Origin of the sequence: Flavimobilis soli, from assembly GCF_002564025.1 — a bacterium.
Lineage (GTDB): Bacteria > Actinomycetota > Actinomycetes > Actinomycetales > Cellulomonadaceae > Flavimobilis > Flavimobilis soli.
Genome location: NZ_PDJH01000001.1, coordinates 380,530 through 405,542 on the forward strand (window position 1 = coordinate 380,530; position 25,013 = coordinate 405,542).

Here is a 25,013-nt window from a genome sequence, read left to right on the forward strand (position 1 = left end):
GGTGCGGGCGTGGGACCAGCCGGAGCGCCGCAGCCACCCGTCGAGGGCGGTGTGCGAGCGAACGGGGCCGAGGTCCCAGGTGTGCCACAGCGGGCAACCTGTCTATCGTACCCGATCTTGCGCGAGGATCGTGCGGACCTTCTCGAGACGCTCGCTGACCTGCCGCTCGTACCCGCGGTCGGAGGGCTCGTAGTACCGCCTCCCCTCGAGCGAGTCAGGAAGGTAGCGCTGCGCCGCGACGGCGTGCGGCTCGTCGTGCGAGTACACGTAGCCGACGCCGTGGCCGAGCCCCTCCGCACCCTTGTAGTGCGCATCGCGCAGGTGAGCAGGGACCGGCCCGGCCTTGCCGGCCCGCACGTCAGCGAGCGCCGCGCCGATCGCGGTGTAGGCGGCGTTCGACTTCGGCGCGGTCGCGAGGTGCACCACGGCCTCGGCGAGGACGAGCGCCCCCTCGGGCATGCCGATCATCTGCACCGCCTGGGCGGCGGCCACCGCCGTCTGCAGGGCGCTCGGGTCGGCCATGCCGACGTCCTCGGACGCGGAGATGATGATCCGGCGGGCGATGAAGCGCGGGTCCTCCCCCGCCGCGATCATCCGCGCCAGGTAGTGGAGCGCGGCGTCGACGTCCGACCCGCGCACGGACTTGATGAACGCCGAGACGACGTCGTAGTGCTGGTCGCCCGCACGGTCGTACCGCACCGCCGCGACGTCGATCGCCCGCTCGACCGTCGTGAGGTCGACGGTCGCAGGGACGGCACCCGCCGCGTCGTCGAGCGCCGCGCCCGCGGCCGCCTCGAGGATCGTCAACGCCTTGCGCGCGTCGCCGGCGGCGAGGCGCAGCAGGTGCTCGCGCGCGTCGTCGGCAAGCTCGACCGTGCCGTCGAGGCCGCGCTCGTCGGCGACCGCCCGGTCCACGAGCGCGGCGACGTCCTGCGTCGCCAGCGGCTTCAACGTCAGGAGCAGGGAGCGCGAGAGCAGCGGCGAGTTCACGGAGAAGCTCGGGTTCTCGGTCGTCGCTGCGACGAGCGTCACCCAACGGTTCTCGACGCTCGGCAGCAGGGCGTCCTGCTGCGTCTTGGAGAAGCGGTGGACCTCGTCGATGAACAGGACGGTCTCCTCGCCACCAGCGACGAGGCGACGGCGCGCGTCCTCGACGACGGCCCGGACGTCCTTGACTCCCGCCGTGACCGCCGAGAGCTCGACGAACCGGCGCCCCGAGGCGCCCGCGATCAGGTACGCGAGCGTCGTCTTGCCCGTGCCCGGCGGACCCCACAGGATGACCGACGCCGGCCCGGCGCGACGCGACGACTCCGTGTCGGGAGCGACGAGGCGGCGCAGCGGCGACCCCTGCTCGAGCAGGTGCGACTGTCCCGCGACCTCGTCGAGCGTGCGCGGCCGCATGCGCACGGCGAGCGGCGCGCCGGGCCCTGCGGCCGGGACGCCGTCGTCGGTCGCCCCGGCCGTGTCGAACAGATCCATGCCCACGAGCCTACGCACCCGCGCCGACACCCACGGCACGGTGCGCCGCCCGTCCACGTGGCGTCCACGCACGTCCGGGTGGGATATTGGGGCGGTGTTCGAGACCCTTGCCCGCCGCGTGAGCCGCCACCCCCGCCGCACCATCGTCGTCTGGGCGGTGGTCACCACGCTGGGGCTCCTCGTCGCACTCACCGGCGTGGGCGGGTCCTCCCTGTTCGACAGGCTCACGTCCGGGAACCCCGCGGTCCCGGGTTCCGAGAGCGAGCGCGGCGGCGAGATCCTCTCCGAGCACGGAACGGCCGGCGAGACGATCACGATGATCGTGTCCGGCGTCGATCCGACCTCTGAGGCGCTCCCGGGCATCATGGCGACGATCGTCGCCGAGGCGTCCGCGATCGACGGCGTCGCTTCCGTCATCGATCCTTTCCAGCTCCCGGGCGGCGTGACGTCGCCTGCCGCCGCTCCCCTCCTCAGCTCTGAAGGGGACGGGTTCATCGTCGTCGCCGAGCTCGCGACCGACCTCGACGAGGACGAGCAGGCCATCGCGGTCGACGCCGTGGCCGCAGCGTTCGACGACGCCCAGGCGACGCTCGCGACCGCAGCCCCGGACGTGCGCACACTGGTCGGGGCTAACCGCCTGATCCTCGACGCCGTGACCGACCAGGTCCAGGAGGACCTGAAGACAGGAGAGCTCGTCGCGCTCCCGGTCGCGCTGGTCATCATGGTGCTCGTGTTCGGCGGCTTCCTCGCGGCCGCCATGCCGATGGTCGGAGCGATCGCATCGATCGGCGCGGGGCTCGGTGTGCTCCACCTGCTCACGTTCCTCCTCGACGTCGACGCCGCCGTCGTCAACGTGATCAGCCTCCTGAGCATCGGTCTCTCGATCGACTACGGCCTGCTCGTCGTCTCCCGCTTCCGCGAAGAGCTCGCGCGCGCCACGTCGGCCGGCGAGTCGGGCGCGATGCGCCGCCGCCGCGGCGACGGCGTCGTCGCGGTCGCCCTGGCCCGCACCATGACGACCGCCGGCCGCACGGTCGCGTTCTCCGCGGTGACGGTCGCCGTCTCGATCGCGGGCCTCATGGTCTTCCGCCCCGACGTGCTCCGGGCGATCGGCGCCGCCGGGCTCGCGATCGTGCTCATCGCCGTCGCCACAGCACTGACGCTCGTCCCAGCGGTGCTCGTGCTCGCAGGGCGCCGGATGGAGCGCGCCGGCACCCTGGCACGGATCCCGGGGATGGAGCGGGTCCTGGCTCGCACGGCAGACGTCGAGTCGGACGAGGGCACGTTCTACCGCCTCGCGGCGCGCGTCCAGCGACGACCCTGGTGGACCCTCGTCGCCAGCCTCGCCGTCCTCGTCCTCCTCGCCCTGCCGCTCGCGCACCTGCAGCTGCGCAGCTCGGACATCGAGCTCCTACCGACGTCGAACCCGCAGCGGGAGTTCGTCACGGTCCTCCAGGAGGAGTACCCCGCATCTACCGGGACCGACCTCGTCGTCGTCGTCGACGCGACGACCGAGGCGGCGGCCAGCCTCGTGCCGCTGATCGGCGCGGTCGACTCGGTCACCAGGGCGTCAGAGCCGACCGGGCTCGGCCCCTACTCCGTCATCGCAGTCGATACCGTCGGTGACGACTCGTCAGGACGCGAGGCGACCACCGCGGTCGGCGAGATCCGCGCCCTCGACACCGACCTGACGGTCTGGGTCACAGGCCCCGCCGCCCAGCAGGTCGACTTCGTCTCGACGCTCAGCGCCCGAGCCTGGGCTGCCGGGGCTGTCGTCGTCCTCGCGACGTTCGTCCTGCTCTTCCTCATGACCGGGTCCGTCATCGTCCCGCTCAAGGCGCTCCTGACCAACGCCCTGTCGCTCGCCGCCGCGCTCGGCGTCCTCGTGTGGGTGTTCCAGGACGGGCACCTCGAAGGCCTGCTCTCGTTCTCGAGCACCGGCGGCATCGAGACGTACGTCTTCGCGATCGTCATCGCGTTCGCCTTCGGGCTGGCGATGGACTACGAGGTGTTCCTCATCGCCAGGATCAAGGAGCTCGTCGATGCGGGCATGGACAGCGACGAGGCCGTGCGCGTGGGCCTGCAGCGCTCGGGTCGCATCATCACCTCGGCCGCCGCCATCATCGTCGTCGTGTTCGCCGGGTTCGTGTTCGGAGACCTGCTCATCATCAAGCAGGTGGGCTTCGCTCTCGCGTTCGCCGTCGCCCTGGACGCGACGCTCGTGCGCATGCTCCTCGTCCCCGCGACGATGACGCTCCTGGGACGGCACAACTGGTGGTGCCCGCCTGCGCTACGACGCGTCCACGAGCGCTTCGGCATCATCCACTGAGCCGAGACGACGATGTCCCAGCCGCACCCGGACGGCTTCCCGCCGATCACCGACGCCGAGCACGCCCTCCGTGAGACACGTCGGGCACAGGCCGAGCGCGCCAGGATCGACGCCGCCCGATATGCGCGCGAGCTCGCTGCCCACCGCAGCCTCTCGCGCGGCTACCTGCTCGTCGTCGTGCTCTTCGTCGCCTCCCAGATCGCCCTGTGGGCCCTGCGCCTCAAGAAGCGCGCCCACATCCTCGCGACCGTCGAAGCAGACCTGCGACCGTGGGCAGCCGGGTCCTTCTTGGCCTTCATCGTCTCGGTCGTGCTCGCGGCAGCCCTTGTCGCGCTCCTCGTCCGGCACTCGCGCCGGCGGCCGGTCGCGCCCTACCGCGAGGTGCCGATCGACGACGTGGAACGACAGCCTCGGACTCTCAGGCCCGGCTACGAGGCACCGCAGCGCTGGTGACGACAGACGACGACGCCCTCCGCAGAACCCTGCGGAGGGCGTCGTCGCACACAGCCCTAGGTCACTCGGCCGCGCCCTCAGCCTTCGGCTTCGCGTCCACGCCGGCCTCCTTGCGCTGCTGCTCCGTGATCGGAGCCGGCGCCTGGGTCAGCGGGTCGTAGCCGCCGCCCGACTTCGGGAAGGCGATGACGTCGCGGATCGACTCCGAGCCCGTGAGCAGCGTGAGGATGCGGTCCCACCCGAAGGCGATGCCGCCGTGCGGCGGGGCGCCGAACGCGAACGCGTCGAGCAGGAAGCCGAACTTCTCGCGGGCCTCCTCCTCGCCGATGCCCATGACCTTGAACACGCGCTCCTGCACGTCCCGGCGGTGGATACGGATCGAGCCACCACCGATCTCGTTGCCGTTGCACACGATGTCGTACGCGTACGCGAGGGCGTCGCCCGGGTTCTCCTCGAACGTGTCGATCCACTCGGGCGTCGGCGACGTGAACGCGTGGTGCACAGCGGTCCAGGCGCCGTCACCCACGGCGACGTCGTCGTCCTCGCCGGTCGGCTTGAACAGCGGCGCGTCGACGACCCACACGAAGGACCACTGCGACTCGTCGATCAGGCCGGCCTTCTTGCCGATCTCGAGACGCGCGGCGCCCAGCAGGGCGCGCGCGTCGCTCGCCCTGCCAGCGGCGAAGAACACCGCGTCGCCCGCCGACGCGCCCGTCGCGGCGGCGAGGCCGTCACGCTCGGCGTCGGACAGGTTCTTGGCGACGGGGCCGCCCAGGGTGCCGTCCTCCGCGAAGGTCACGTACGCGAGGCCCTTGGCGCCGCGCTGCTTCGCCCACTCCTGCCACGCGTCGAACCCGCGACGCGGCGTCGCGGCGCCGCCCGGGAAGACGACGGCGCCCACGTACGGCGCCTGGAACACGCGGAACGGCGTCTCGGCGAAGTACGAGGTGAGGTCGACGAGCTCGAGGCCGAAGCGCAGGTCGGGCTTGTCCGAGCCGTAGCGCTCCATGGCGTCCTTGAACGTCATGCGCGGGATCGGCAACGGGATCTCGTAGTCGATGAGCTTCCACAGCTCCGCGAGGATCTGCTCGCCCACGGCGATGACGTCGTCCTGCTCGACAAAGCTCATCTCGACGTCGAGCTGCGTGAACTCGGGCTGGCGGTCCGCGCGGAAGTCCTCGTCGCGGTAGCAGCGGGCGATCTGGTAGTAGCGCTCCATGCCCGCGACCATGAGCAGCTGCTTGAACAGCTGCGGCGACTGCGGCAGGGCGTACCAGGAACCGGGCGCGAGACGCGCAGGCACGAGGAAGTCGCGCGCACCCTCAGGGGTCGAGCGCGTCAGGGTCGGCGTCTCGATCTCGACGAAGTCCTGCGCGTCGAGGACACGGCGTGCAGCCGCGTTCGCCTTGGCACGCAGGCGCAGCGCGTGCGCCGGCGCCGGGCGGCGCAGGTCGAGGTAGCGGTGCTTGAGGCGGGCCTCCTCACCGATCGTCTCGGTGCCGTCGAGCGCCGTCGAGACCTGGAAAGGCAGCGGTGCCGACTCGTTGAGGACGACGACGTCGTCCGCGAGGACCTCGATCGCACCGGTCGCGAGGTTCGAGTTCTCGTTGCCCTCGGGGCGCAGGGAGACCGTGCCCGTCACCTGGAGGACGAACTCTGACCGCAGCGGGTGCGCGACCGCCTCGTCACGGATGACGACCTGGGCGATGCCGGAGGCGTCGCGCAGGTCGATGAAGGCGACGCCGCCGTGGTCACGGCGGCGGTCGACCCAGCCCGTGAGGGTGACGGTCTGACCGGAGTGCTCGGCCCTCAGGGAGCCGGCGTTGTGTGTGCGGAGCACGGGTTGTCCTTCCGAACTGCGTTGGGACGGGCCGCCGAGACGGGGCGGACCGTGCATGCCGATGCATGCGTGCACGCCGCTCGGCGGCGCGCGGACGGCGCGGGAGGCGCCGTCGACAAGTCTAGGCCGTCCGGCCCGGACCAGGCTGGGGCCGTCAGGCCCGCTCGACGGCCCGGACGACGGGCCACAGGTCCTCGACGGGCGGGGTCCAGTCGGCCGGGTCGGCGTCCACCTGCTCGCCCGAGCGGATGTCCTTGACCTGGTCGCCCTGCGCCGGCACGACCGTGCCGTCGGCGCGTGTGTGCTCGGGCGTCGCGGGGAACCACACGAACGGCACGCCGCGCCGGTCCGCGTACTTGATCTGCTTGCCGTACTTCGCGGCGGTGGGAGCGACCTCGCACGGGATCCCCCGGGCGCGCAGCGCGGTCGCGATCGCGTCCGACGCAGCACGCTCGCCCTCGTGGTTGACCGCGACGACGACCGCCGTCGGGACGGAGCGCGACGACTCGACGAGACCCGCACCGAGGAGGCGCGAGAGCAGGCGCGACACACCGATCGACAGACCGACACCCGGGTAGGTGTTGGCGCCGTCCGACGCGAGCGTGTCGTAGCGGCCGCCCGAGCAGATCGAGCCGAGCTGCTCGTGACCCACGAGGACGGTCTCGTAGACCGAGCCGGTGTAGTAGTCGAGACCGCGCGCGATCTTGAGGTCCGCGACGACGACGCCGGGTGCCCGCTCGGCCGCAGCCGACACGAGCGCGCCGAGCTCCGCGAGGCCCTCGTCGAGCAGCTCGCTGACGACGCCGTGGCTCGCGGCGAGCGCACGGACCTCGTCGACGACGGACGCGTCGGGACCGTTGATCGCGGCGAGGGCGAGGCACGCGCGTGCCTGCAGCTCGGTCGCGCCGGTCTCGGAGACGAGGAGCTCTGCGACGGCGTCGGGACCGATCTTGTCGAGCTTGTCGATCGACCGGAGCACGCCTTCGACGTCGGTCAGGCCGAGACCGCGGTAGAAACCCTCGGCGACCTTGCGGTTGTTGACCAGGATGCGCACGGGCGGCACGCCGATCTCGCGGAGCGCGCCGAGCGCCTCCGCCATGACGAGCGGCAGCTCGACCTCGTAGTGGTACGGGAGCGTGCCCGCGCCGACGACGTCGATGTCCGCCTGGACGAACTCGCGGAAGCGACCGTCCTGGGGGCGCTCGCCGCGCCACACCTTCTGGATCTGGTAGCGCTTGAACGGGAAGCTCAGGTGGCCCGCGTTCTCCAGGACGTACCGCGCGAACGGCACCGTCAGGTCGAAGTGCAGCCCCAGCTGCTTCTCGTCGGCGCGCCCTTCCTCAGGGGCCTCCTCCTGGAGACGACGCAGGACGTAGACCTCCTTCGAGGTCTCCCCCTTGCGCAGCAGCTGGTCGAGGGGCTCGACCGCCCGCGTCTCGATCCCCGCGAACCCATGGAGCTCGAAGGTCCTGCGCAGGACGTCGAGCACGTGCTGCTCGACGATGCGCCCGGCAGGGCGCCACTCGGGGAATCCGGACAGGGGTGTGGGACGTGCCATGCCCCCGATCCTACCGGCGGGCGAGGTACGGGTTGCGTACGGTCTCGGCGTCGAGCCTGCTCGCAGGCCCGTGACCGGGCAGGACGAGCGCCCTCTCCGGCAGCCCGTCGAGGAGCGCGGCGAGCGAGCGGCGCATCGTCGACATGTCGCCGCCCGGCAGGTCGGTGCGGCCGATCGTCCCGGCGAACAGGACGTCGCCGGTGAAGGCCGTGGCGTCGGCACCGTCCACGTACGCGTCGCCGCGCTCGGGGAGCGCCGAGCCAAGGGCAGGGACGTCGAGCGCGAGGAACACCGTCGCGCCCTGCGTGTGCCCGGGTGCGTGCCACGCCGTGAGCGCAGGCACCCCCAGGAGGTCGAGGTCCGTGCGCGCGCCGACGAACGGCTGCACACGCTGAGGAGCGCGGTAGTCGACCGGGTTGCAGCCGCCTGCGGCGAGCGCCTGGGCGAGCGGACCGCTCGCCGCGTGCGACGCGCTGTCCTCGATCGTGCCGAACGGGTCCGACAGCCGGTAGGCGTCGTCGGCGTGGATGAGAAGCGGCACGTCGTAGAGCTCGCACAGCTCGGCAGCCGACCAGGTGTGGTCGACGTGCCCGTGCGTCGCGAGGACGGCGACGGGCGCGAGCCCGGCAACCCTGACGTGCTCGGTCAGGGCGGGCACGACGCCGCCCCCCGCGTCGATGATCACGCACGGCCCCGAGCCGGTCGCAGACACGAGATAGCTGTTCGTACCGAACACAGGAGCGACGATCGTCTCGACATGCATCCCGTCATGCTAGGCCTCGCGGCGCGCCGGTCCGCGAGAACGAGGGCGACGCGAGGCCACGACATCCCTAGACTGTGGAGGACCAGCACGCGACTGCGCGCCGGCACGTCACGTCCCCGTCCGCGGGGACAGTCGCTGATTCCGCCTGCGAGGGCGGGTCACCACACGAGGAGTGATGCCCTGTGTCCGAGTCCACCCCCGCCGTCGACGGCGACAACACCGCGGAGACGCCCGGCACCTCCCCCGAGGTCACCACCCCCACCCCGGCCGCATCTGAGCCCGCCGCCGAGGCGCCCGCTGCTGAGGTCGAGGCACCCGTCGAGCCCGCCGAGGCGCCCGCTGCTGAGGTCGAGGCAACCGCCGAAGCTCCCGCCGAGCCTGCGGCCCCGGCCCCGGTTGCCGTCCCGACGCCGCGCCCCACGCCGCGGCGCGTCCCGTCGCCCGCCGCTCTCGCACAGGCGCGCCCTGCACCCGCTGCCCGCCCTGCCGTCTCGCCCGTCCCGGCGCCCGCTGACGCGGCTGCCGCAGCCGAGGCCGCAGCGTTCGGCCGCGTCGACGACGAGGGCAGCGTCTACGTCCGCGAGGCTGCCGGTGAGCGCCTCGTCGGCCAGTTCCCGGGTGCGACGAAGGACGAGGCGCTCGCCCTCTACGTCCGCCGCTTCCTCGACCTGCAGGCCAAGGTCGCGCTCTTCGAGACGCGTCTCGGCAGCGCCGAGCTCGCCGTCAAGGAGATCGACCAGACGCTCGCGAAGCTCGACGAGGAGATGACCGAACCGTCGGCCGTCGGCAACCTCGACGGGCTCCGCGCCCGCGTCGAGGCCGTCCGCGGTGCAGCGGCCGAACGACGCGCGGCCCTCGAGGCCGAGCGGGCCGCCGCCAAGGCAGCCGCGGTCGAGGCACGCACCGCGATCGTCGAGGCCGCCGAGGCGATCGCCGCTACCGACCCCGCGCGCATCCAGTGGCGTCCCGCGGGCGACAAGCTCCGCACGCTCCTCGACCAGTGGAAGGAAGCGCAGCGCACCGGACCGCGCATCGACCGTCCGACCGAGGAGGCGCTGTGGAAGCGGTTCAGCCACGCGCGCACCGCGTTCGACCGTGAGCGCCGCCACTTCTTCGCGGAGCTCGAGCAGCGCAACAGCGCCGCGAAGGCCGCGAAGGAGCAGCTGGTCGCCGAGGCCGAGGCGCTCGCGACGAGCACCGACTGGGGTGCGACCGCCGCGGCGTACCGCGACCTCATGGCCCGCTGGAAGGCTGCCGGCCGTGCGAGCCGCAAGGACGACGACGCCCTGTGGGCCCGGTTCCGCGGCGCGCAGGACCGCTTCTTCGCGGCCCGCGACGCTGACAACGCCGCGATCGACGCCGAGTACGGGGCGAACCTCGAGGTGAAGGAGGCGCTCCTTGCCGAGGCGGAGGCGCTCGTCCCCGTGACGAACCTCGCCAAGGCGAAGGCAGCCCTGCGGGACATCCAGGAGCGCTGGGAGGCCGCCGGTCGGGTGCCGCGCGCCGACGTCCAGCGCGTCGAGGCACGCATGCGTGCCGTCGAGACGGCTGTCCGCGAGGCCGACGAGCAGCAGTGGAAGCGCACCAACCCTGAGACCCGCGCACGGGCCGAGGGCGCTGCCGCACAGCTCGCGCAGGCTATCGCGCAGGCAGAAGAGCGCCTTGCGGCCGCCAAGGCGAAGGGGGACGAGCGGGCTGTCACGTCGCTCACCGAGGAGATCGCGGCGAAGCGCACCTGGCTCGAGCAGGTCGAGCGCGCGGCGAACGACGCGCGCGGCTGACGCGACCATCCACAGATCGAGCGCCCCGGTGGTCTCCGCCGGGGCGCTCGCGTCATCCTGGCGCGGTGCCGCTCGCCATCGCCTTCACCACCCCCACCGTCGCTCCCAGCCCGGTCGTGGCGCCCGACGACGTCGGGGGCCCCGTCGCCTTCGACACGCTCCTGCGCGACGGTGAGCTGCTCCTCGTCCACGGCCGCAGGGCCGTCCCGCGAGGCACGCCGATCACGCCGAGGGTGCGCGTGCTGGCGCTCGCGCCGGAGGTCCCACCCCGGACCGTCATCGGTCGCGCGAGCGCTTGCTGGGTGTTCCTGGGCGGGATGCCGCCCGAGCGGCTGACGGTCCTGTACCCGCCGAGCTGCCACCGTCCGCACCCCGGGCCCACTCTCGCCAGCCACCAGGCCGTGCTCGGCGAGGACGAGACAGTCCGGCTCGGGAGCATCGCCGTCACGACGCCCGCGCGCACGGCCGCCGATCTCGCGCTCTTCGCGCCCGGACCCGACGCCACGCGCCTGGTCGGCTCGCTCGTCTCCGCGGGCGTGACGAGCGTCCGCGAGGTCCTCGTCGCCCTCGGGCGACGATCAGGCGACGCAGCCTACGGGCGTGCCCTCGATGTGGTGCGCGCTCTCGGGTGACGAGTCAGGCGGGCAGCGGGTCGTTCTTCGTCCCGGTGATGCGGTAGACGTCGAACACGCCGTCGACCTTGCGCACGGCCTTGAGGACGGTGGCGAGGTGCGCCGGCTCGGCCATCTCGAACACGAATCGTGAGACCGCGACACGGTCCGACGACGTCGACACGGTCGCCGACAAGATGTTGACGTGGTTGTCCGACAGCACGCGGGTGACGTCCGAGAGCAGTCGCGACCGGTCGAGCGCCTCGACCTGGATCTGCACGAGGAAGAGCGTGTTCGCCCCGGCCGTCCAGGAGACGTCGACGAACCGCTCGGGCTGGGACTGGAGCGCTGCCACGTTGGCGCAGTCGGTGCGGTGCACCGAGACTCCCTGTCCACGCGTGATGAAGCCGATGATCTCGTCGCCGGGCACCGGGGTGCAGCACTTGGCGAGCTTGACCCACACGTCCTCGACGCCCTTGACCACGATGCCCGGGTCGCCCGTGCGCGGACGACGGGAGGACGGTGCTCCAGGACGTGCGACCTCGGCGAGGTCCTCCGTCGTGCCACCCTCGCCGCCCATCGACTGGACGAGGCGGTGCACGACAGTGTTCGCGGAGACCTGCCCCTCTCCCACCGCCGCGTACAGCGCGGACACGTCCGCGTAGCGCATCTCGTGAGCCAGCGCGACGAGTCCTTCGTGCGAGAGCAGACGCTGGATCGGGAGGCCCTGTTTGCGCATGGCCTTCGCGATCGCGTCCTTGCCGTGCTCGACCGCTTCCTCGCGGCGCTCCTTCGAGAACCACTGACGGATCTTGTTGCGCGCGCGGGGGCTCTTGACGAAGGCCATCCAGTCGCGGCTCGGTCCCGCGTTCTCCGACTTGGAGGTCAGGACGTCGACCACGTCGCCGTTCTCGAGCTCGGAGTCGAGCGAGACGAGGCGTCCGTTGACGCGCGCCCCCATCGTGCGGTGACCGACCTCGGTGTGCACCGCGTAGGCGAAGTCCACGGGCGTGGAGCCGGCCGGGAGGGCGATGACCTCACCCTTCGGGGTGAAGACGTACACCTCCTTGCCGCTCATCTCGAAGCGCAGCGAGTCGAGGAACTCCGACGGGTCGGCGGTCTCGCGCTGCCAGTCGACGAGCTGGCGCAGCCACTGCATCTCGTTGGCGGTCTTGTCGCCCGCCGCGACGGGGCTGCCCTTCGAGGCTTCCTTGTACTTCCAGTGCGCCGCGACGCCGTACTCCGCGCGACGGTGCATCTCGTGGGTACGGATCTGGATCTCGACGGGCTTGCCTCCGGGACCGATCACAGTCGTGTGGAGGGACTGGTACATGTTGAACTTCGGCATCGCGATGTAGTCCTTGAACCGGCCGGGGACCGGGTTCCATCGCGCGTGCAGCGCACCGAGCGCCGCGTAGCAGTCACGCACCGAGTCCACGAGGACGCGTGTGCCGACGAGGTCGTAGATGTCCGCGAAGTCGTGACCGCGGACGATCATCTTCTGGTACACGGAGTAGTAGTGCTTCGGCCGGCCCGTGACCGTGCACTTGATCTTCGCGGCGCGCAGGTCCGAGATGATCTGGTCACGGACGATCGCGAGGTACTCCTCGCGCGCCGGGGCGCGCTCCGCGACGAGGTGCACGATCTCGTCGTAGACCTTGGGGTACAGGGCCTGGAAGGACAGGTCCTCGAGCTCCCACTTGATCGTGTTCATGCCGAGCCTGTGGGCGAGGGGCGCGTAGATCTCGAGCGTCTCGCGCGCCTTGCGTGCGGCCGAGGCCGCGGGCACGAACCGCCACGTGCGTGCGTTGTGCAGGCGGTCGGCGAGCTTGATCACGAGGACGCGGATGTCGCGGGACATAGCGACGACCATCTTGCGGACGGTCTCCGCCTGGGCCGCGTCACCGAACTTGACCTTGTCGAGCTTCGTGACGCCGTCGACCATCATGGCGATCTCTTCGCCGTACTCCTCCGTCAGCTGCTGGAGCGAGTAGTCGGTGTCCTCGACGGTGTCGTGGAGGAGGGCGGCAGCGATCGTCGACTCGGTCATGCCGAGCTCGGCGAGGATCGTCGCGACGGCGACGGGGTGCGTGATGTACGGGTCGCCCGACCGACGCTTCTGGCCGCGGTGGGCGCGCTCCGCGGTGACGTAGGCGCGCTCGATGAGGCTCAGGTCGGCACGCGGGTGGTTCGCGCGCACAGCCTGGAGCACGGGCTCGAGCGCCGGTGATGTCCCGGGGCGCGACCCGAAGAGCACGAGCCGGCGACGGCTAGACCCACCGGACCCGCTCGCGGGCGCGGAGGTCGAGGGCGTCGTCCTCGTGTCCTCGCTCATCGTGGTCCTCCCTCACGCCCTGTGCCGCGTACGTCCGACCTGGTCAGGTCGAGCACCGCGTCACCGCTGGTCCACCAGTCTACGTCCGCAGGTCGGTGCTCCGCGCACGTGCCTGCCGACGGCGGACGCGTGTCAGGTCAGGAGCGCGTGCACCTCGTGACCGGCGAGGCGGCCACGACCACCGAGCGCCTCGATCTCGAGGAGGAACACGAGACCGACGACGTCCGCCCCCGCGCGGCGCAGCAGGTCGACGCCAGCGGCGGCCGTGCCGCCGGTCGCGAGGATGTCGTCGAGGACGAGCACCTTCGCGCCGGAGGGGATCGTGCCGTCGCGGACCTCGAGCGTCGCCGTGCCGTACTCGAGCTCGTACGTGGCGCCGAGCACGGGTGGCGGCAGCTTCCCCGCCTTGCGCACCGGCACGAACCCGACCCCGAGGAGCGTCGCGAGCGGCGCCCCGAACATGAAGCCGCGCGCCTCCATCCCGGCAACCAGGTCGAAGTCGCCGACCTGCGCCGCGATCGCGGCGAGCCCCCGGATCGCGGCGCGGAAGCCTGGCCCGTCGCCGAGCACCCCGGCGACGTCGCGGAAGACGACGCCGGGGGTCGGGAAGTCGGGCACGTCCCGGATCAGGGAGCTGACGAGCTCTCTGTCCGCGGCCAGGTCGAAGTGCTCGGTCACTTGCGCCTGCGCTTCTTCTTCGGCTGGGCAGCGGTGCCGAGGTGGTGCCCGGCAGCGAGCTGCCCGGTGTGCGCGTGGGCCGGCGTCGACTCGCCCGCCTCGTCGCCCTTGGCCGTGCGGCCCGCGATGACCTTCGCGGTGTGGGTCTTGATCGTGTCCTCACGCTCGCGGAGCGTGACCTCGAGCGGGGTGGCGAGGTAGATCGACGAGTACGCACCGACCGCCATGCCGACGAAGAGCGCGAGCGCGATGTCGCGCAGCGTTCCAGCACCGAGGACGAACGCGCCGATGAAGAGGATCGACGAGACGGGCAGGAGCGCGACGACCGAGGTGTTGATCGACCGCACGAGCGTCTGGTTGACCGCGAGGTTGGCACGCTCGGCGTAGGTCGCGCGCTTCTGCGCGAGGATGCCGTCCGTGTTCTCGCGGACCTTGTCGAAGACCACGACGGTGTCGTAGATCGAGTAGCCGAGGATCGTCAGGAAGCCGATCATCGTGGCCGGCGTGACCTCCCAGCCGATCGCGGCGTAGACGCCGACCGTGACGACGAGGTCGTGCAGGAGGGCGATGAGCGCTGCAGCGGCCATGCGCCAGTTGCGGAAGTAGATCGTCATGACGATCGCGACGAGCACGAGGAACACCCCGAGGCCCTGGAGCGCCTTGCGCAGGACGTCCTGACCCCAGGTCGGTCCGACCTGGGAGACGGTCACGTCCGCGGCCGTGACCTCGTACGCCTGGGCGAGACCGTCCTTGACCGCGGCGAGGGTGACCTCGTCCTCGATCGGGACGGTCTGCACGCGCATCGACGTCGTGCCGACGGTCGAGATGCGCGCCGTCTCGGTGATGCCAGCGTCCGCGACGACGTCGATCGCGCGGCTCTGGTCGAGCTCGGCGACGTTCGCGACGACGAACTCAGCACCACCCTTGAACTCGATGCCGAGGTTGAAGGGGCGCACGAGCATCGCGAGGATGCTCAGCACGATCAGCACGCCGGAGGCGATGTACCAGCGACGGCGCTTGCCGACGATGTCGTACGAGCGACGGCCCGTGTGCAGGTCGTTGCCCCACTGGGAAAATCCGGTAGCCATCAGCGGGTCTCCTCGTCGTCGCCGGCCTCGGCGTCGGTCGTTGCGGGGGGTGCCTCGGCCTCGGCGTCGGCGGCCGCACGTGCGGCGGCAGCCTTGCGCTCGGCGAGGGTCAGACGGCGCCCGTCATCCCCCGCCGTGTCAGCACCGACGAGGGCGGGCTCGGCCGACCTCGTGGTGGTGGACGACATGCCGGTGACGCGGCCGCGGCCTGCGTAGCGCGGGCGGTCCACGCCGAGCTGGCGCGGGTCGAGGCCCGACGCCGGGTGGCCGGACGCGAAGAACTTCGTCTTGGCGAGGATCGTCATGAGCGGGTGCGTGAAGAAGAACACCACGATCAGGTCGATGACGGTCGTCAGGCCGAGCGTGAACGCGAACCCGCGGACGCCGCCGACGGCCAGGAAGTAGAGCACGACCGCCGCGAGGAAGTTCACGGCGTCGGACGCGAGGATCGTGCGCTTCGCGCGCGACCAGCCCTTGTCGACCGCGCCCATGAGCGCCCGCCCGTCACGGAGCTCGTCTCGGATGCGCTCGAAGTACACGATGAACGAGTCGGCGGTGATACCGATCGCCACGACGAGTCCCGTGACACCCGGCAGCGAGAGACGGTACCCCTGCGTCCAGGACAGCAGCGCGATGACGATGTACGTGAGGATCGTCGCGAGGATGAGCGACGCGACCGTCACGAGGCCCAGCGTCCGGTACTGGACGAGCGAGTAGACCACGACGAGCAGCAGACCGATGAGACCTGCGATCAGGCCCTTCTCGAGCTGCTCGGAACCGAGCGTCGCGGAGATCTCGGACTCGCTCTGCACCACGAAGTCGAGGGGCAGCGCACCGAAGTTGAGCTGGTTGGCGAGGTCTGCGGCGGACTTCTGCGTGAAGCTGCCGGTCACCTCGGCGCGGCCGTCGGGGATCTCGTTCTCGACGCTCGGGGCGGAGATGACGAGGCCGTCGAGGACCATCGCGAAGAGGTTCGGGGCGACCTCCTCGCCCAGGAGGCTCGCCTGGTACTGCTGTGCGAGGCGGGCGGTCGTCGCACGGAAGCGGTCGGCACCCTCCTTCGTGAACTCCATGTTCACGGCCCACTCGTTCGAGACGGCGCCGTTCGCGAGCTGGCGCAGCCCGGAGGAGGCCGTGTCGATCATGCGGCCGGGGATCTCGACCGGACCGAGGATGTACTTGAACAGGCCGTCCGTCGAGCAGGTGACGAGGACCTCGTTCTCGGCGCCCGAGCTGCCGCCCGCGCGGTTCGCGGGGTCGACGCAGTCGAGCTCTTCGAACTGCTTCGCGACCGCGTCGGTGATCTGCGCGAGGTCGCTCGGGTCGCTCGGGTCGGCCGCGGGAGCCTCCTCGTCCTCGGACGTGGCGTCGGCGGTCTCGGTGGCGTCCTCGGTCTCGGTCGCGTCGCCGGACGGCGTAGCCGTCTCGGCGCGCACGCGGGACTCGCCCTCGGTGCTGCCCTCGCCCTGCGCGGGCTCCTCGGTCGCGTCGGCGGTGGGCTCGTCCGTGGCGTCGGTCGTCGGCTCGTCCGTCGAGCCGTCGGTGGGCTCGTCCGTGGCGCCGTCGGACGGCTCGTCCTCGACGAGCGAGGACAGGGCCGAGTCGTACGCGAGGACAGGGCGGAAGTTCATCTGCGCAGAACGGCGCACGAGGTCGAGCGTGGCCTGGTCGGGCGTGCCGGGGAGCGCGACGACGATGTTCTGGCCACCCTGGCTCGTGATCTCCGCCTCGGCGACGCCGCTCGCGTCGACACGCTGGCGGATGATGTTGATCGCCTCGGAGATGTCCTGGTCGGTGATCGTCGAGCCGTCGGTCGTCTTCGGCGTGAGGATGATCTGCGTGCCACCCTCGAGGTCGAGTGCCAGCTTGGGGGTCCAGGACGCGTCCGACCAGCGCACGCCGGCGGCGAGGCCGCCGATCGCGAGGATGATCAGGACCGCCAGGGTCGTCAGCGTCCGCACAGGGCGCTGGGATTTCGTGCTACTCGCCACCAGGTTTGTCTCTTCTCGTGTGCGGGGACGGCCGTCGGCCGTGCCCGGAGCGTCGTCGCGCGGCGCGCGCGTCGTGCAGCCTACTCGTCAGAAGCGGCGGTGCCGCGCATGTCCTTGTCCGTGGACCCGTCCGTGTCACCGGCCGCGGTGTCGCCCGCGTCGTCGGCGTCAGGCTCGCCCTGCACCTCCTGGACGGGCTCGACCACCTTGGCGACCGCCTGGCGGAGCCACTCGCTCGTCGACGCGTCGGCTCCGGTGCCGCTGCGCAGGGTCACGCGCTCGCCGTCGACGGCGACGATCGTCCCGAACAGGCCGGAACCCGTCATGACCTCCTGACCGACGGCCAGGTTGTCGCGGAACTCCTCAGCGGCTCGCTGGCGCTTCTTCGTCCGCGACGTCATCCAGAACATCAGCACGATGAGCGCGCCGAGGAAGATGTACGTCGAGTAGTTACCGTCACCCATGGTCGTGGGTCTCCGTTCGTCGTGGGCCCTCGGGAGTCTAGGCCGAGAGAGTGCCGCTCTCCCAACGGACAGGCGGCACCGAGAGTTCCACCGGCGCGCTGACGAGGTGCGTCAGCTCCAGAGCGTCCCCGACGCGCCGTCCGGCGGCGTGAGCCCCAGATGCTCCCACGCGGCACGCGTGGCGACCCGGCCGCGCGGCGTGCGGCCCATGTATCCCTCCCGCACGAGGAACGGCTCGGCGACCGTCTCGACAGTCTCCGGCTCCTCACCGACCGCGACGGCGAGCGTCGTGAGGCCGACCGGGCCCCCGCCGAAGCGCGTGCACAGCGCCGTCAGGACGGAGCGGTCGAGGCGGTCGAGGCCCACCGGGTCGACCTCGTAGACCTCGAGCGCGGCACGAGCCGCGGCGAGGTCGAGGCGACCGTCGCCGCGGACCTGCGCCCAGTCCCGGACCCGACGGAGCAGGCGGTTCGCGATGCGCGGCGTGCCACGAGAGCGGGAGGCGATCTCGGCGGCGGCCTCGGCGGTGAGCGGCACGTCCAGCAGGCCGGAGCTGCGCAGCAGGACCTTCTCCAGCTCGTCGTTCGAGTAGAAGTCGAGGTGCCCGGTGAAACCGAAGCGGTCGCGCAGGGGCGCGGGCAGCAGCCCGGCGCGCGTCGTCGCACCGACCGCGACGAAGGGCGGGAGGCTCAGCGGGATCGCGCTCGCCCCGGCGCCCTTGCCGACCACGACGTCGACCCGGAAGTCCTCCATCGCGACGTACAGGAGCTCCTCGGCAGGGCGGGCGAGCCGGTGGATCTCGTCGATGAAGAGGACCTCTCCCTCCTCGAGCGAGGACAGCACGGCGGCGAGGTCACCCGCGTGGGCGATCGCGGGACCCGAGGTCACGCGCAGCGAGGTGCCAAGCTCGGCCGCGATGATCATCGCGAGCGTCGTCTTGCCGAGGCCGGGCGGCCCCGAGAGCAGCACGTGGTCGGGGCTCGTGCCGCGGGCGAGCGCGGCGTCGAGGACGAGCGAGAGCTGGTTGCGCACGACCTGCTGGCCGACGAACTCGTCGAGCCTGCGCGGACGGAGCGCTGCCTCGGCAGCCCGCTCGACGGCGTCGGACCCGCCGCTCACGAGCCGCTCACCGAGCGTCGCGGGCGCCGCGCCGTACTCCTCCTCCCACGGCAGGGCCTCAGGCACGTCGACCACCCAGCTCGCGCAGCGCGGCGCGCAGGACGTCGCTCACGTCCGCCGCAGAGACCACGGCTGCGTCGTCGCCCTGCGCTGTCACCCGCGCGGCGACGACGGCCTCGACCGCCTCCTCCGCTGCGCGTGCCGGCCAGCCGAGCCCCTCGAGCGCCTCGACGACCTGGGTCCGCTGGTCTGCGGCACCGGGCGGCGGCGCGGTCGGGAGCGTCGGCACGCCGCCCAGCGGCGGGCCGAGCTTGTCCGCGAGCTCGAGGACGATGCGCTGCGCACCCTTGCGGCCGATGCCGGGCACCGCCATGAGCGCCTTGAGGTCCTCGCGCGCGACGGCGGCGCGGAGCTCGTCGGGCGAGAGCACCGCGAGCATCGCGAGCGCGGTACGCGGGCCGATGCCGCTCACGGTCTGGATCGTCTCGAACACGCCGCGCTCGTCGGTGTCGAGGAAGCCGTAGAGCGTCATCGACTCCTCCCGCACGACGAACGTCGTGGCGAGACGGGCTTCCTCGCCGACCCGCAGCTGCCCCGCGGTGCTCGGCGTCACCTGGACGGCGAGGCCTACTCCCCCGACCTCGATGACGGCGTGCTCGAGGCGAACCTCGAGCACAGGTCCACGCACCGAAGCGATCATGGGCAACGTCCCTCCGCGATCCGGTCCGCACCGGAGTCCCGGGACCGTCGATCAAACACCTGTACGAAGAGAGGCTAGCAAGTCCTAGCGGGCCGGGCGGCCACGCCGCGCCGCCGTCTCGGCAGCGGCCCACGCGCGTTGCGCCGGCGTGTGGGCGAGGGTCTCGCCTCCCTGCAGTGCGCCCGAGGGACGCCAGAGGTGGCAGATGGCGAGGGCGAGGGCGTCTGCCGCGTCGGCCGGGCGCGGCGCCTCGGCGAGGCTCAGGATCCGAGCGACCATGTGCTGCACCTGCGCCTTGTCCGCCCGGCCGCTGCCCGTCACCGCCGCCTTGACCTCGGACGGGGTGTGCATCGCGACGGGGATGCCGCGCCGCGCAGCGGCGACCATGGCGAGGCCTGCGGCCTGAGCAGTCCCCATGACGGTCGAGACGTTGTGCTGCGCGAAGACGCGCTCGACGGCGAGGACGTCCGGGACGTGGGCATCGAGCCACTCGTCGATCTGGTCAGCGATCGCGCGTAGACGCAGGTCGACCGTCGTCGCAGGATCCGACCGGACAACCCCGACCGCGACGAGAGCGGCACGCCTCCCCGGGAGGGAGTCCACGACACCGATGCCGCAGCGGGTCAGACCGGGGTCGACGCCGAGGACGCGCACAGCCGCCCCTCTCTCCTGCTGCCCGGCGCTTGCGCCGGTGCCGCCGCGCCCCGCAGGACGCGGCAGCCCGTGGGTCAGTCCTGCTCGAGCTCCGCCATGACCTCGTCGGACGCGTCGAAGTTCGAGTAGACGTTCTGGACGTCGTCCGAGTCCTCGAGGGCGTCGATGAGGCGCAGCACCTGGCGGGCGCGGTCGGCGTCCACCTCGATCTGCATCGACGGGTAGAACACGACGTCGGCCGAGTCGTACTCGATGCCTGCGTCCTGGAGCGCGGTGCGCACCGGGACGAGGTCGGTGGCCTCGCAGAGAACCTCGAACGAGTCACCGAAGTCGTTCACCTCTTCGCCGCCAGCCTCGAGGACGGCCTCCATGACGGAGTCCTCGTCGGTGCCGGCCTTGGGCACCATGACGACGCCCTTGCGGTTGAACAGGTACGAGACGGAGCCCGGGTCGGCCATCTGGCCGCCGTTGCGCGTGAACGCGATGCGGACCTCGGCAGCAGCACGGTTGCGGTTGTCCGTGAGGCACTCGACCAGGACAGCGATGCCGCCGGGGGCGTAGCCCTCGTACATGATCGTCTGGTAGTCCGCGCCGCCGGCCTCAGCACCGGAGCCACGCTTGACCGCGCGCTCGATGTTGTCGTTCGGCACGGACGACTTCTTCGCCTTCTGGACGGCGTCGAAGAGGGTCGGGTTGCCGTTGATGTCACCGCCGCCCGTGCGGGCGGCCACCTCGATGTTCTTGATCAGCTTCGCGAAGAGCTTGCCGCGCTTCGCGTCGATGGCAGCCTTCTTGTGCTTGGTGGTTGCCCATTTGGAGTGACCGGACATGCCTTAGCGCTCCTTGCGAACGATCGAGACGAAATATTCATGGACACGCGTGTCCCCCGTGATCTCCGGGTGGAAAGACGTCGCGAGCAGCGCGCCCTGGCGTACCGCGACAATCCTACCGGCGCCCGGGCCACCCGTGACGGTGGAGAGCACCTGCGCGCCGGGCCCGACCTCCTCGACCCAGGGGGCGCGGATGAACGAGGCGGGCACGGGACCGTCCACACCGGCCATCTCCAGCTCGGTGTCGAAGGAGTCGACCTGACGGCCGAACGCGTTGCGCCGCACGGTCATGTCGATGCCACCGAGGGTCTGCTGGTCGGCGGTGCCGCCGACGACGCGGTCGGCGAGAAGGATCATCCCTGCGCACGAGCCGTACGCGGGCAGGCCGTCCCTGAGCAGTGCTCGCAGCGGCTCGCGAAGCTCGAAGATGCCGAGCAGCTTGTCGATCGTCGTCGACTCGCCACCGGGGATCACGAGCCCGTCGAGCGCCTCGAGCTCGCGGATGCGCCGCACCCCGACGGTCGTCACCCCGACCGCCTCGAGCGCGTCGCGGTGCTCGCGGACATCTCCCTGGAGCGCCAGGACGCCGACTGTCGTCACGACGAACGATGATACGGGCGCTGCGACGTCGGTCCTGCGCATGCCCACGCACGCGCTGCTAGGTTCGCTGGGTGACCTCCCCAGCACCTGCGCCCTCCCCTGGGACCGCACCTGCGGCGCGCCGCCGCGGGCCGCGCATCCTCGTCGGCGTCGGCGTCGCCCTCGTCGTCCTCGGCCTCGTCGCTCTCGTGCTGGGGATCGTCTCGTTCACGCGCACCCTCCCGCTCGGCATCCTCGACGGCGACGGCGAGCCCGGGCCCGACACGATCGCCTCCGCAGAGGCCCCTGGCGAGATCTCGATCACGCTCGCAGCGGAGGAGCCCGTGACGATCTGGGCGACGAGCATCGACCGGGGCCAGGGCCCGAGCTGGAAGGTCGAGGTCCGGTCCGCCGACGGGGCGCCGCAGCGGACGACCACGGGCGTGAGCGCGACGACCCAGCGGGCAGGTGTCCGGGCAGTCTCGGTCGCGGACTTCACGCCGTCCGTCGCGGGCACCTACCTCATCTCTCTCGAGGCCACGGAGACGACGGGCCCGATCGGCCACCTGCTCGTGACCGAGGCCGTCCCGGTCCCGACGTTCGCGACGCTGCTCCTCACCGGGATCGGGCTCGTCTTCGTGGCGGCGGCCCTCGGGAGCCTCGGCGTCACGCTCGGCATCGCCGGAGCCGTCTGGTGGATCGTCTCCGCGAACAAGGACCGCCGGTCCGTCGACCCGTACGCGCCGGGCACCCCGGCGCCGCGCGGATGAAGGGCTCGCGCGACGTCGTGAGCGAACAGCACGACGAGACCGGCAGACCCGGTACGGACCAGCCCGGCACCTTCCGCCGCGAGCTGAAGAACCGGCACATCCAGATGATCGCGCTCGGCGGCGCGATCGGCACGGGCCTCTTCTACGGCTCCGCCGAGTCGATCTCCCTCGCAGGTCCCTCGATCCTGCTCGCCTACCTGGTCGGCGGGCTCATCATCTTCGCGGTCGTGCGCGCGCTCGGCGAGATGTCCGTCGACGAGCCCCGCACCGGCGCGTTCTCGTACTACGCGTACAAGCACTGGAGCCCGCGCGCGGGCTTCGTCTCCGGGTGGAACTACTGGTTCAACTACGTGGCCGTCGCGATGGTCGAGCTCGCCGTGGTCGGCAAGTTCGTCGCCTACTGGCTGCCCTCGGTGCCGAACGCCGTCTCCGCCGCGTTCTTCCTCGTCACGATCACCGCGATCAACCTCGTGGGCGTCAGGGCGTTCGGGGAGTTCGAGTTCTGGTTCGCGCTCATCAAGGTCGTCGCCGTCATCGGGATGATCGTCCTCGGCGTGGTCGTGGTCGTGATGTCGATCAACGACAACCCCGCCCTGCCCGACCCGACGTTCGCCCATCTCGTGGACGACGGCGGCCTCTTCCCGAACGGCGTCACCGGGACCGTGCTGGCGCTCGTCGTCGTCATGTTCTCGTTCGGCGGTGCGGAGCTCGTCGGCATCACGGCCGGCGAGGCCGCTAACCCGGGCCGCACGATCCCGCGCGCGATCAACCAGGTCATCTGGCGCATCCTGCTGTTCTACGTGCTCGCGCTCGCGGTGATCATGGCGGTCGTGCCGTGGGCGACGATCGACGGCACGACGAGCCCGTTCGTCCAGATCTTCGACAGCGTCGGCGTCGCGGGCGCGGCGCACGTGCTCAACCTCGTCGTCCTCACGGCCGTCATGTCGGTGTACAGCTCGGCGCTGTACTCGAACGGCCGCATGCTGCACACGCTCGCGCACCAGGGCAGCGCACCAGCGTTCCTCGGACGCGTCGGGCGCAACGGGGTGCCGGTCTACGGCGTCCTCGTCTCGTCGGCCGTCACGGCCGTCGCGGTCGTCGTCGTGTCCGTCTGGCCCGACTTCGCGTTCCGCTACCTCATGGCGATCGCCACGATCGCGGGCGTCGTCAACTGGTCGATGATCGTGGTCACGCAGCGCAAGTTCCGACGTCGCATCGGCCCTGACGCAGCCCGCCGGCTCGCGTTCCCGCTGCCCGGCGGCAGGGTGACGACGTGGGTCGTGCTCGTGTTCCTCGCAGGCGTCGTCGTGCTCATGGCACTGTCGCCGGACTACCGCACGGCCGTCGTCGTCGGACCGTTGTGGATCGGGCTGCTCCTCGTGGCGTACGAGATCAAGAGCCGCCGGTCCGGTCAGGGCGTCGCCCTGACGGACCGAGCCGCCTGAGAGGAGCGAGCGGCCTCAGCCCTCGCTCTGGATCCCGAGGCTCCGCACGACGCCGTCCCACCCGGCGGCGAGCTCGTCGACGAGGTCGGCGAGCGACTCGGGGAACACCTCGACGTCCTGGGCGCGCAGCTCCGCCGTCGTGAGCCAGCGAAGCTCGTCGAGAAGCTCGCGCTCGGTGTCGGTCCAGCCGGCGTCCGACGGGTCGACGCCGTGTCCAGGCACGCGCACGAGGAAGAAGACCTCCTGCTGGCGGCAGCTCTCACGCAGGAAGTGGAAGAGGGCGTCACGCTCGACGACGGGTCCGACGAGGTCGCCCGGGGCGACCCGCATGCCGGTCTCCTCCCAGAGCTCTCGTGCAGCCGCCTCGCGTGGCGACTCGCCCGCGTCGATGCCGCCGCCGACGGTGAACCACCACGAGCGCTCGGGCTGGTCGAGGTCGTGACCGCGGACGAGGAGCGCGCGGCCCTCGTCGTCGATCACGAGGACGCGCGCGGCGCGTCGGAAGCGCACCCCGTCGGGGCCGACGGTCCAGTCGGCCCCGAGCGAGGTGGTGCCGCCGCGACCGCCGTCGTTGTCGACGTTGGCCACGGTGGCGTCGGGCTCCGAGGTCACCAGCCGCGCTCGGCGAGGCGGTGCGGGACGGGGATGTCGTCGACGTTGATGCCGACCATGGCCTCGCCGAGGCCGCGCGACACCTGCGCGATGACGTCGGGGTCGTCGTAGAACGTCGTCGCCTTGACGATCGCCGCCGCGCGCTGCGCGGGGTTGCCGGACTTGAAGATGCCGGAGCCGACGAACACGCCCTGCGCGCCGAGCTGCATCATCATCGCGGCGTCGGCCGGGGTGGCGATGCCGCCTGCGGTGAACAGCACGACGGGCAGCGCGCCCGCCTCCGCGACCTCCTTGACGAGCTCGTACGGCGCTGCGAGCTCCTTGGCGGCGACGAACAGCTCGTCCTCGGGGAGGCTCGACAGACGCTTGATCTCGGCGCGGATGGTGCGCATGTGCGTCGTCGCGTTCGAGACGTCGCCGGTACCGGCCTCGCCCTTCGAGCGGATCATCGCGGCGCCCTCGGTGATGCGCCGCAGCGCCTCACCCAGGTTCGTCGCGCCGCACACGAACGGCGCGGTGAACTGCCACTTGTCGATGTGGTTCGCGTAGTCGGCGGGCGTGAGCACCTCGGACTCGTCGATGTAGTCGACGCCGAGCGACTGCAGCACCTGCGCCTCGACGAAGTGGCCGATGCGGGCCTTCGCCATGACGGGGATCGACACCGCGTCGATGATCGACTCGATCATGTCGGGGTCGCTCATGCGGGACACGCCGCCCTGCGCACGGATGTCCGCGGGGACTCGCTCGAGCGCCATGACGGCGACCGCTCCGGCGTCCTCGGCGATCTTCGCCTGCTCGGCCGTGACGACGTCCATGATGACGCCGCCCTTGAGCATCTCGGCCATGCCGCGCTTGACGCGAGCAGAACCGACCGACGGCGAAGCACCCGAGTCAGCAAACGTTTCGCTGGGCACAGCACACCTCATCACATTTC

22 protein-coding genes are annotated in these 25,013 nt (G+C 71.4%); 6 read left to right on the plus strand and 16 right to left on the minus strand.

The window, feature by feature from the left end; all coding sequences use genetic code 11:
* Positions 1-102 precede the first annotated feature (102 nt).
* A complete protein-coding gene (locus ATL41_RS01760) occupies positions 103-1,479 on the minus strand; it encodes a replication-associated recombination protein A (protein ID WP_098456932.1) in 1,377 nt (458 codons plus the stop codon).
* Positions 1,480-1,573: 94 nt separating this feature from the next.
* Between ATL41_RS01760 and ATL41_RS01765 the strand changes: the two genes are divergently transcribed.
* Entirely contained in the window at positions 1,574-3,808 is a 2,235-nt protein-coding gene (locus ATL41_RS01765) for an MMPL family transporter (protein ID WP_245854554.1), read from the plus strand.
* 12 nt (positions 3,809-3,820) lie between these two features.
* Positions 3,821-4,261 (plus strand): hypothetical protein, encoded by a 441-nt coding sequence (locus ATL41_RS01770; RefSeq protein ID WP_098456933.1) that lies wholly within the window; start codon positions 3,821-3,823, stop codon positions 4,259-4,261.
* 61 nt (positions 4,262-4,322) lie between these two features.
* Here the strand turns inward: ATL41_RS01770 and aspS are convergent, their stop codons facing one another.
* The 3 genes from aspS to ATL41_RS01785 form a co-directional block, all read right to left on the minus strand.
* Positions 4,323-6,101 (minus strand): aspartate--tRNA ligase, encoded by a 1,779-nt coding sequence (gene aspS / locus ATL41_RS01775; protein WP_098456934.1) that lies wholly within the window; start codon positions 6,099-6,101, stop codon positions 4,323-4,325.
* A 154-nt stretch (positions 6,102-6,255) separates the two neighbouring features.
* Positions 6,256-7,659: a histidine--tRNA ligase gene (hisS, locus tag ATL41_RS01780; RefSeq protein WP_098456935.1), complete on the minus strand. Its 1,404-nt coding sequence runs from the start codon at positions 7,657-7,659 to the stop codon at positions 6,256-6,258.
* Positions 7,660-7,669: 10 nt separating this feature from the next.
* Entirely contained in the window at positions 7,670-8,422 is a 753-nt protein-coding gene (locus ATL41_RS01785; RefSeq protein WP_098456936.1) for an MBL fold metallo-hydrolase, read from the minus strand.
* Between the two features lie 182 nt (positions 8,423-8,604).
* Here ATL41_RS01785 and ATL41_RS01790 point away from each other — a divergent pair, with 182 nt between their 5' ends.
* Together ATL41_RS01790 and ATL41_RS01795 are read left to right on the plus strand one after the other, a co-directional pair.
* Positions 8,605-10,203, plus strand: coding sequence for a DUF349 domain-containing protein (locus ATL41_RS01790; RefSeq protein ID WP_098456937.1), 1,599 nt, complete (start codon positions 8,605-8,607; stop codon positions 10,201-10,203).
* A gap of 65 nt (positions 10,204-10,268) precedes the next feature.
* On the plus strand, positions 10,269-10,835 hold the full coding sequence (locus ATL41_RS01795) for a hypothetical protein (protein WP_098456938.1): 567 nt from the start codon (positions 10,269-10,271) through the stop codon (positions 10,833-10,835).
* 4 nt (positions 10,836-10,839) lie between these two features.
* Here ATL41_RS01795 and ATL41_RS01800 read toward each other — a convergent pair whose 3' ends face one another.
* The 10 genes from ATL41_RS01800 to pdxT form a co-directional block, all read right to left on the minus strand.
* Positions 10,840-13,149, minus strand: a complete 2,310-nt coding sequence (locus ATL41_RS01800; protein WP_098456939.1) for a RelA/SpoT family protein — start codon at positions 13,147-13,149, stop codon at positions 10,840-10,842.
* A 132-nt stretch (positions 13,150-13,281) separates the two neighbouring features.
* A complete protein-coding gene (locus ATL41_RS01805) occupies positions 13,282-13,827 on the minus strand; it encodes an adenine phosphoribosyltransferase (RefSeq protein ID WP_245854555.1) in 546 nt (181 codons plus the stop codon).
* On the minus strand, positions 13,824-14,915 hold the full coding sequence (gene secF / locus ATL41_RS01810) for a protein translocase subunit SecF (protein WP_098456940.1): 1,092 nt from the start codon (positions 14,913-14,915) through the stop codon (positions 13,824-13,826). Before secF ends, ATL41_RS01805 begins: the two co-directional genes overlap by 4 nt.
* Entirely contained in the window at positions 14,915-16,876 is a 1,962-nt protein-coding gene (gene secD / locus ATL41_RS01815) for a protein translocase subunit SecD (RefSeq protein ID WP_245854558.1), read from the minus strand. The genes secF and secD overlap by 1 nt, the downstream gene beginning before the upstream one ends.
* Before the next feature lie 110 nt (positions 16,877-16,986).
* Positions 16,987-17,370 (minus strand): preprotein translocase subunit YajC, encoded by a 384-nt coding sequence (yajC, locus tag ATL41_RS01820; RefSeq protein ID WP_098456942.1) that lies wholly within the window; start codon positions 17,368-17,370, stop codon positions 16,987-16,989.
* A 111-nt stretch (positions 17,371-17,481) separates the two neighbouring features.
* Positions 17,482-18,489 carry a Holliday junction branch migration DNA helicase RuvB gene (ruvB, locus tag ATL41_RS01825; protein WP_245854855.1) on the minus strand — a complete coding sequence of 336 codons (1,008 nt, stop codon included), beginning with the start codon at positions 18,487-18,489 and terminating at the stop codon, positions 17,482-17,484.
* Positions 18,490-18,547: 58 nt separating this feature from the next.
* Positions 18,548-19,189 (minus strand): Holliday junction branch migration protein RuvA, encoded by a 642-nt coding sequence (gene ruvA, locus ATL41_RS01830; protein ID WP_098456943.1) that lies wholly within the window; start codon positions 19,187-19,189, stop codon positions 18,548-18,550.
* An 84-nt stretch (positions 19,190-19,273) separates the two neighbouring features.
* A complete protein-coding gene (gene ruvC / locus ATL41_RS01835) occupies positions 19,274-19,843 on the minus strand; it encodes a crossover junction endodeoxyribonuclease RuvC (protein ID WP_098456944.1) in 570 nt (189 codons plus the stop codon).
* 74 nt (positions 19,844-19,917) lie between these two features.
* Positions 19,918-20,673, minus strand: a complete 756-nt coding sequence (locus tag ATL41_RS01840) for a YebC/PmpR family DNA-binding transcriptional regulator (RefSeq protein ID WP_098456945.1) — start codon at positions 20,671-20,673, stop codon at positions 19,918-19,920.
* Between the two features lie 3 nt (positions 20,674-20,676).
* Positions 20,677-21,315: a pyridoxal 5'-phosphate synthase glutaminase subunit PdxT gene (gene pdxT, locus ATL41_RS01845; RefSeq protein ID WP_098456946.1), complete on the minus strand. Its 639-nt coding sequence runs from the start codon at positions 21,313-21,315 to the stop codon at positions 20,677-20,679.
* 29 nt (positions 21,316-21,344) lie between these two features.
* Between pdxT and ATL41_RS01850 the strand changes: the two genes are divergently transcribed.
* Positions 21,345-22,022: a hypothetical protein gene (locus ATL41_RS01850; protein WP_098456947.1), complete on the plus strand. Its 678-nt coding sequence runs from the start codon at positions 21,345-21,347 to the stop codon at positions 22,020-22,022.
* A 17-nt stretch (positions 22,023-22,039) separates the two neighbouring features.
* Entirely contained in the window at positions 22,040-23,467 is a 1,428-nt protein-coding gene (locus tag ATL41_RS01855; RefSeq protein WP_245854559.1) for an amino acid permease, read from the plus strand.
* A gap of 15 nt (positions 23,468-23,482) precedes the next feature.
* On the opposite strand, the gene ATL41_RS01860 is transcribed toward ATL41_RS01855, so the two are convergent.
* Together ATL41_RS01860 and pdxS are read right to left on the minus strand one after the other, a co-directional pair.
* Complete coding sequence (locus ATL41_RS01860) at positions 23,483-24,079, minus strand: NUDIX hydrolase (protein ID WP_245854561.1); 597 nt, start codon at positions 24,077-24,079, stop codon at positions 23,483-23,485.
* The gene (gene pdxS, locus ATL41_RS01865) at positions 24,076-25,005 is read right to left on the minus strand and encodes a pyridoxal 5'-phosphate synthase lyase subunit PdxS (protein ID WP_098456948.1); all 930 of its coding nucleotides are present in this window, start codon (positions 25,003-25,005) and stop codon (positions 24,076-24,078) included. Before pdxS ends, ATL41_RS01860 begins: the two co-directional genes overlap by 4 nt.
* Positions 25,006-25,013: the final 8 nt, after the last annotated feature.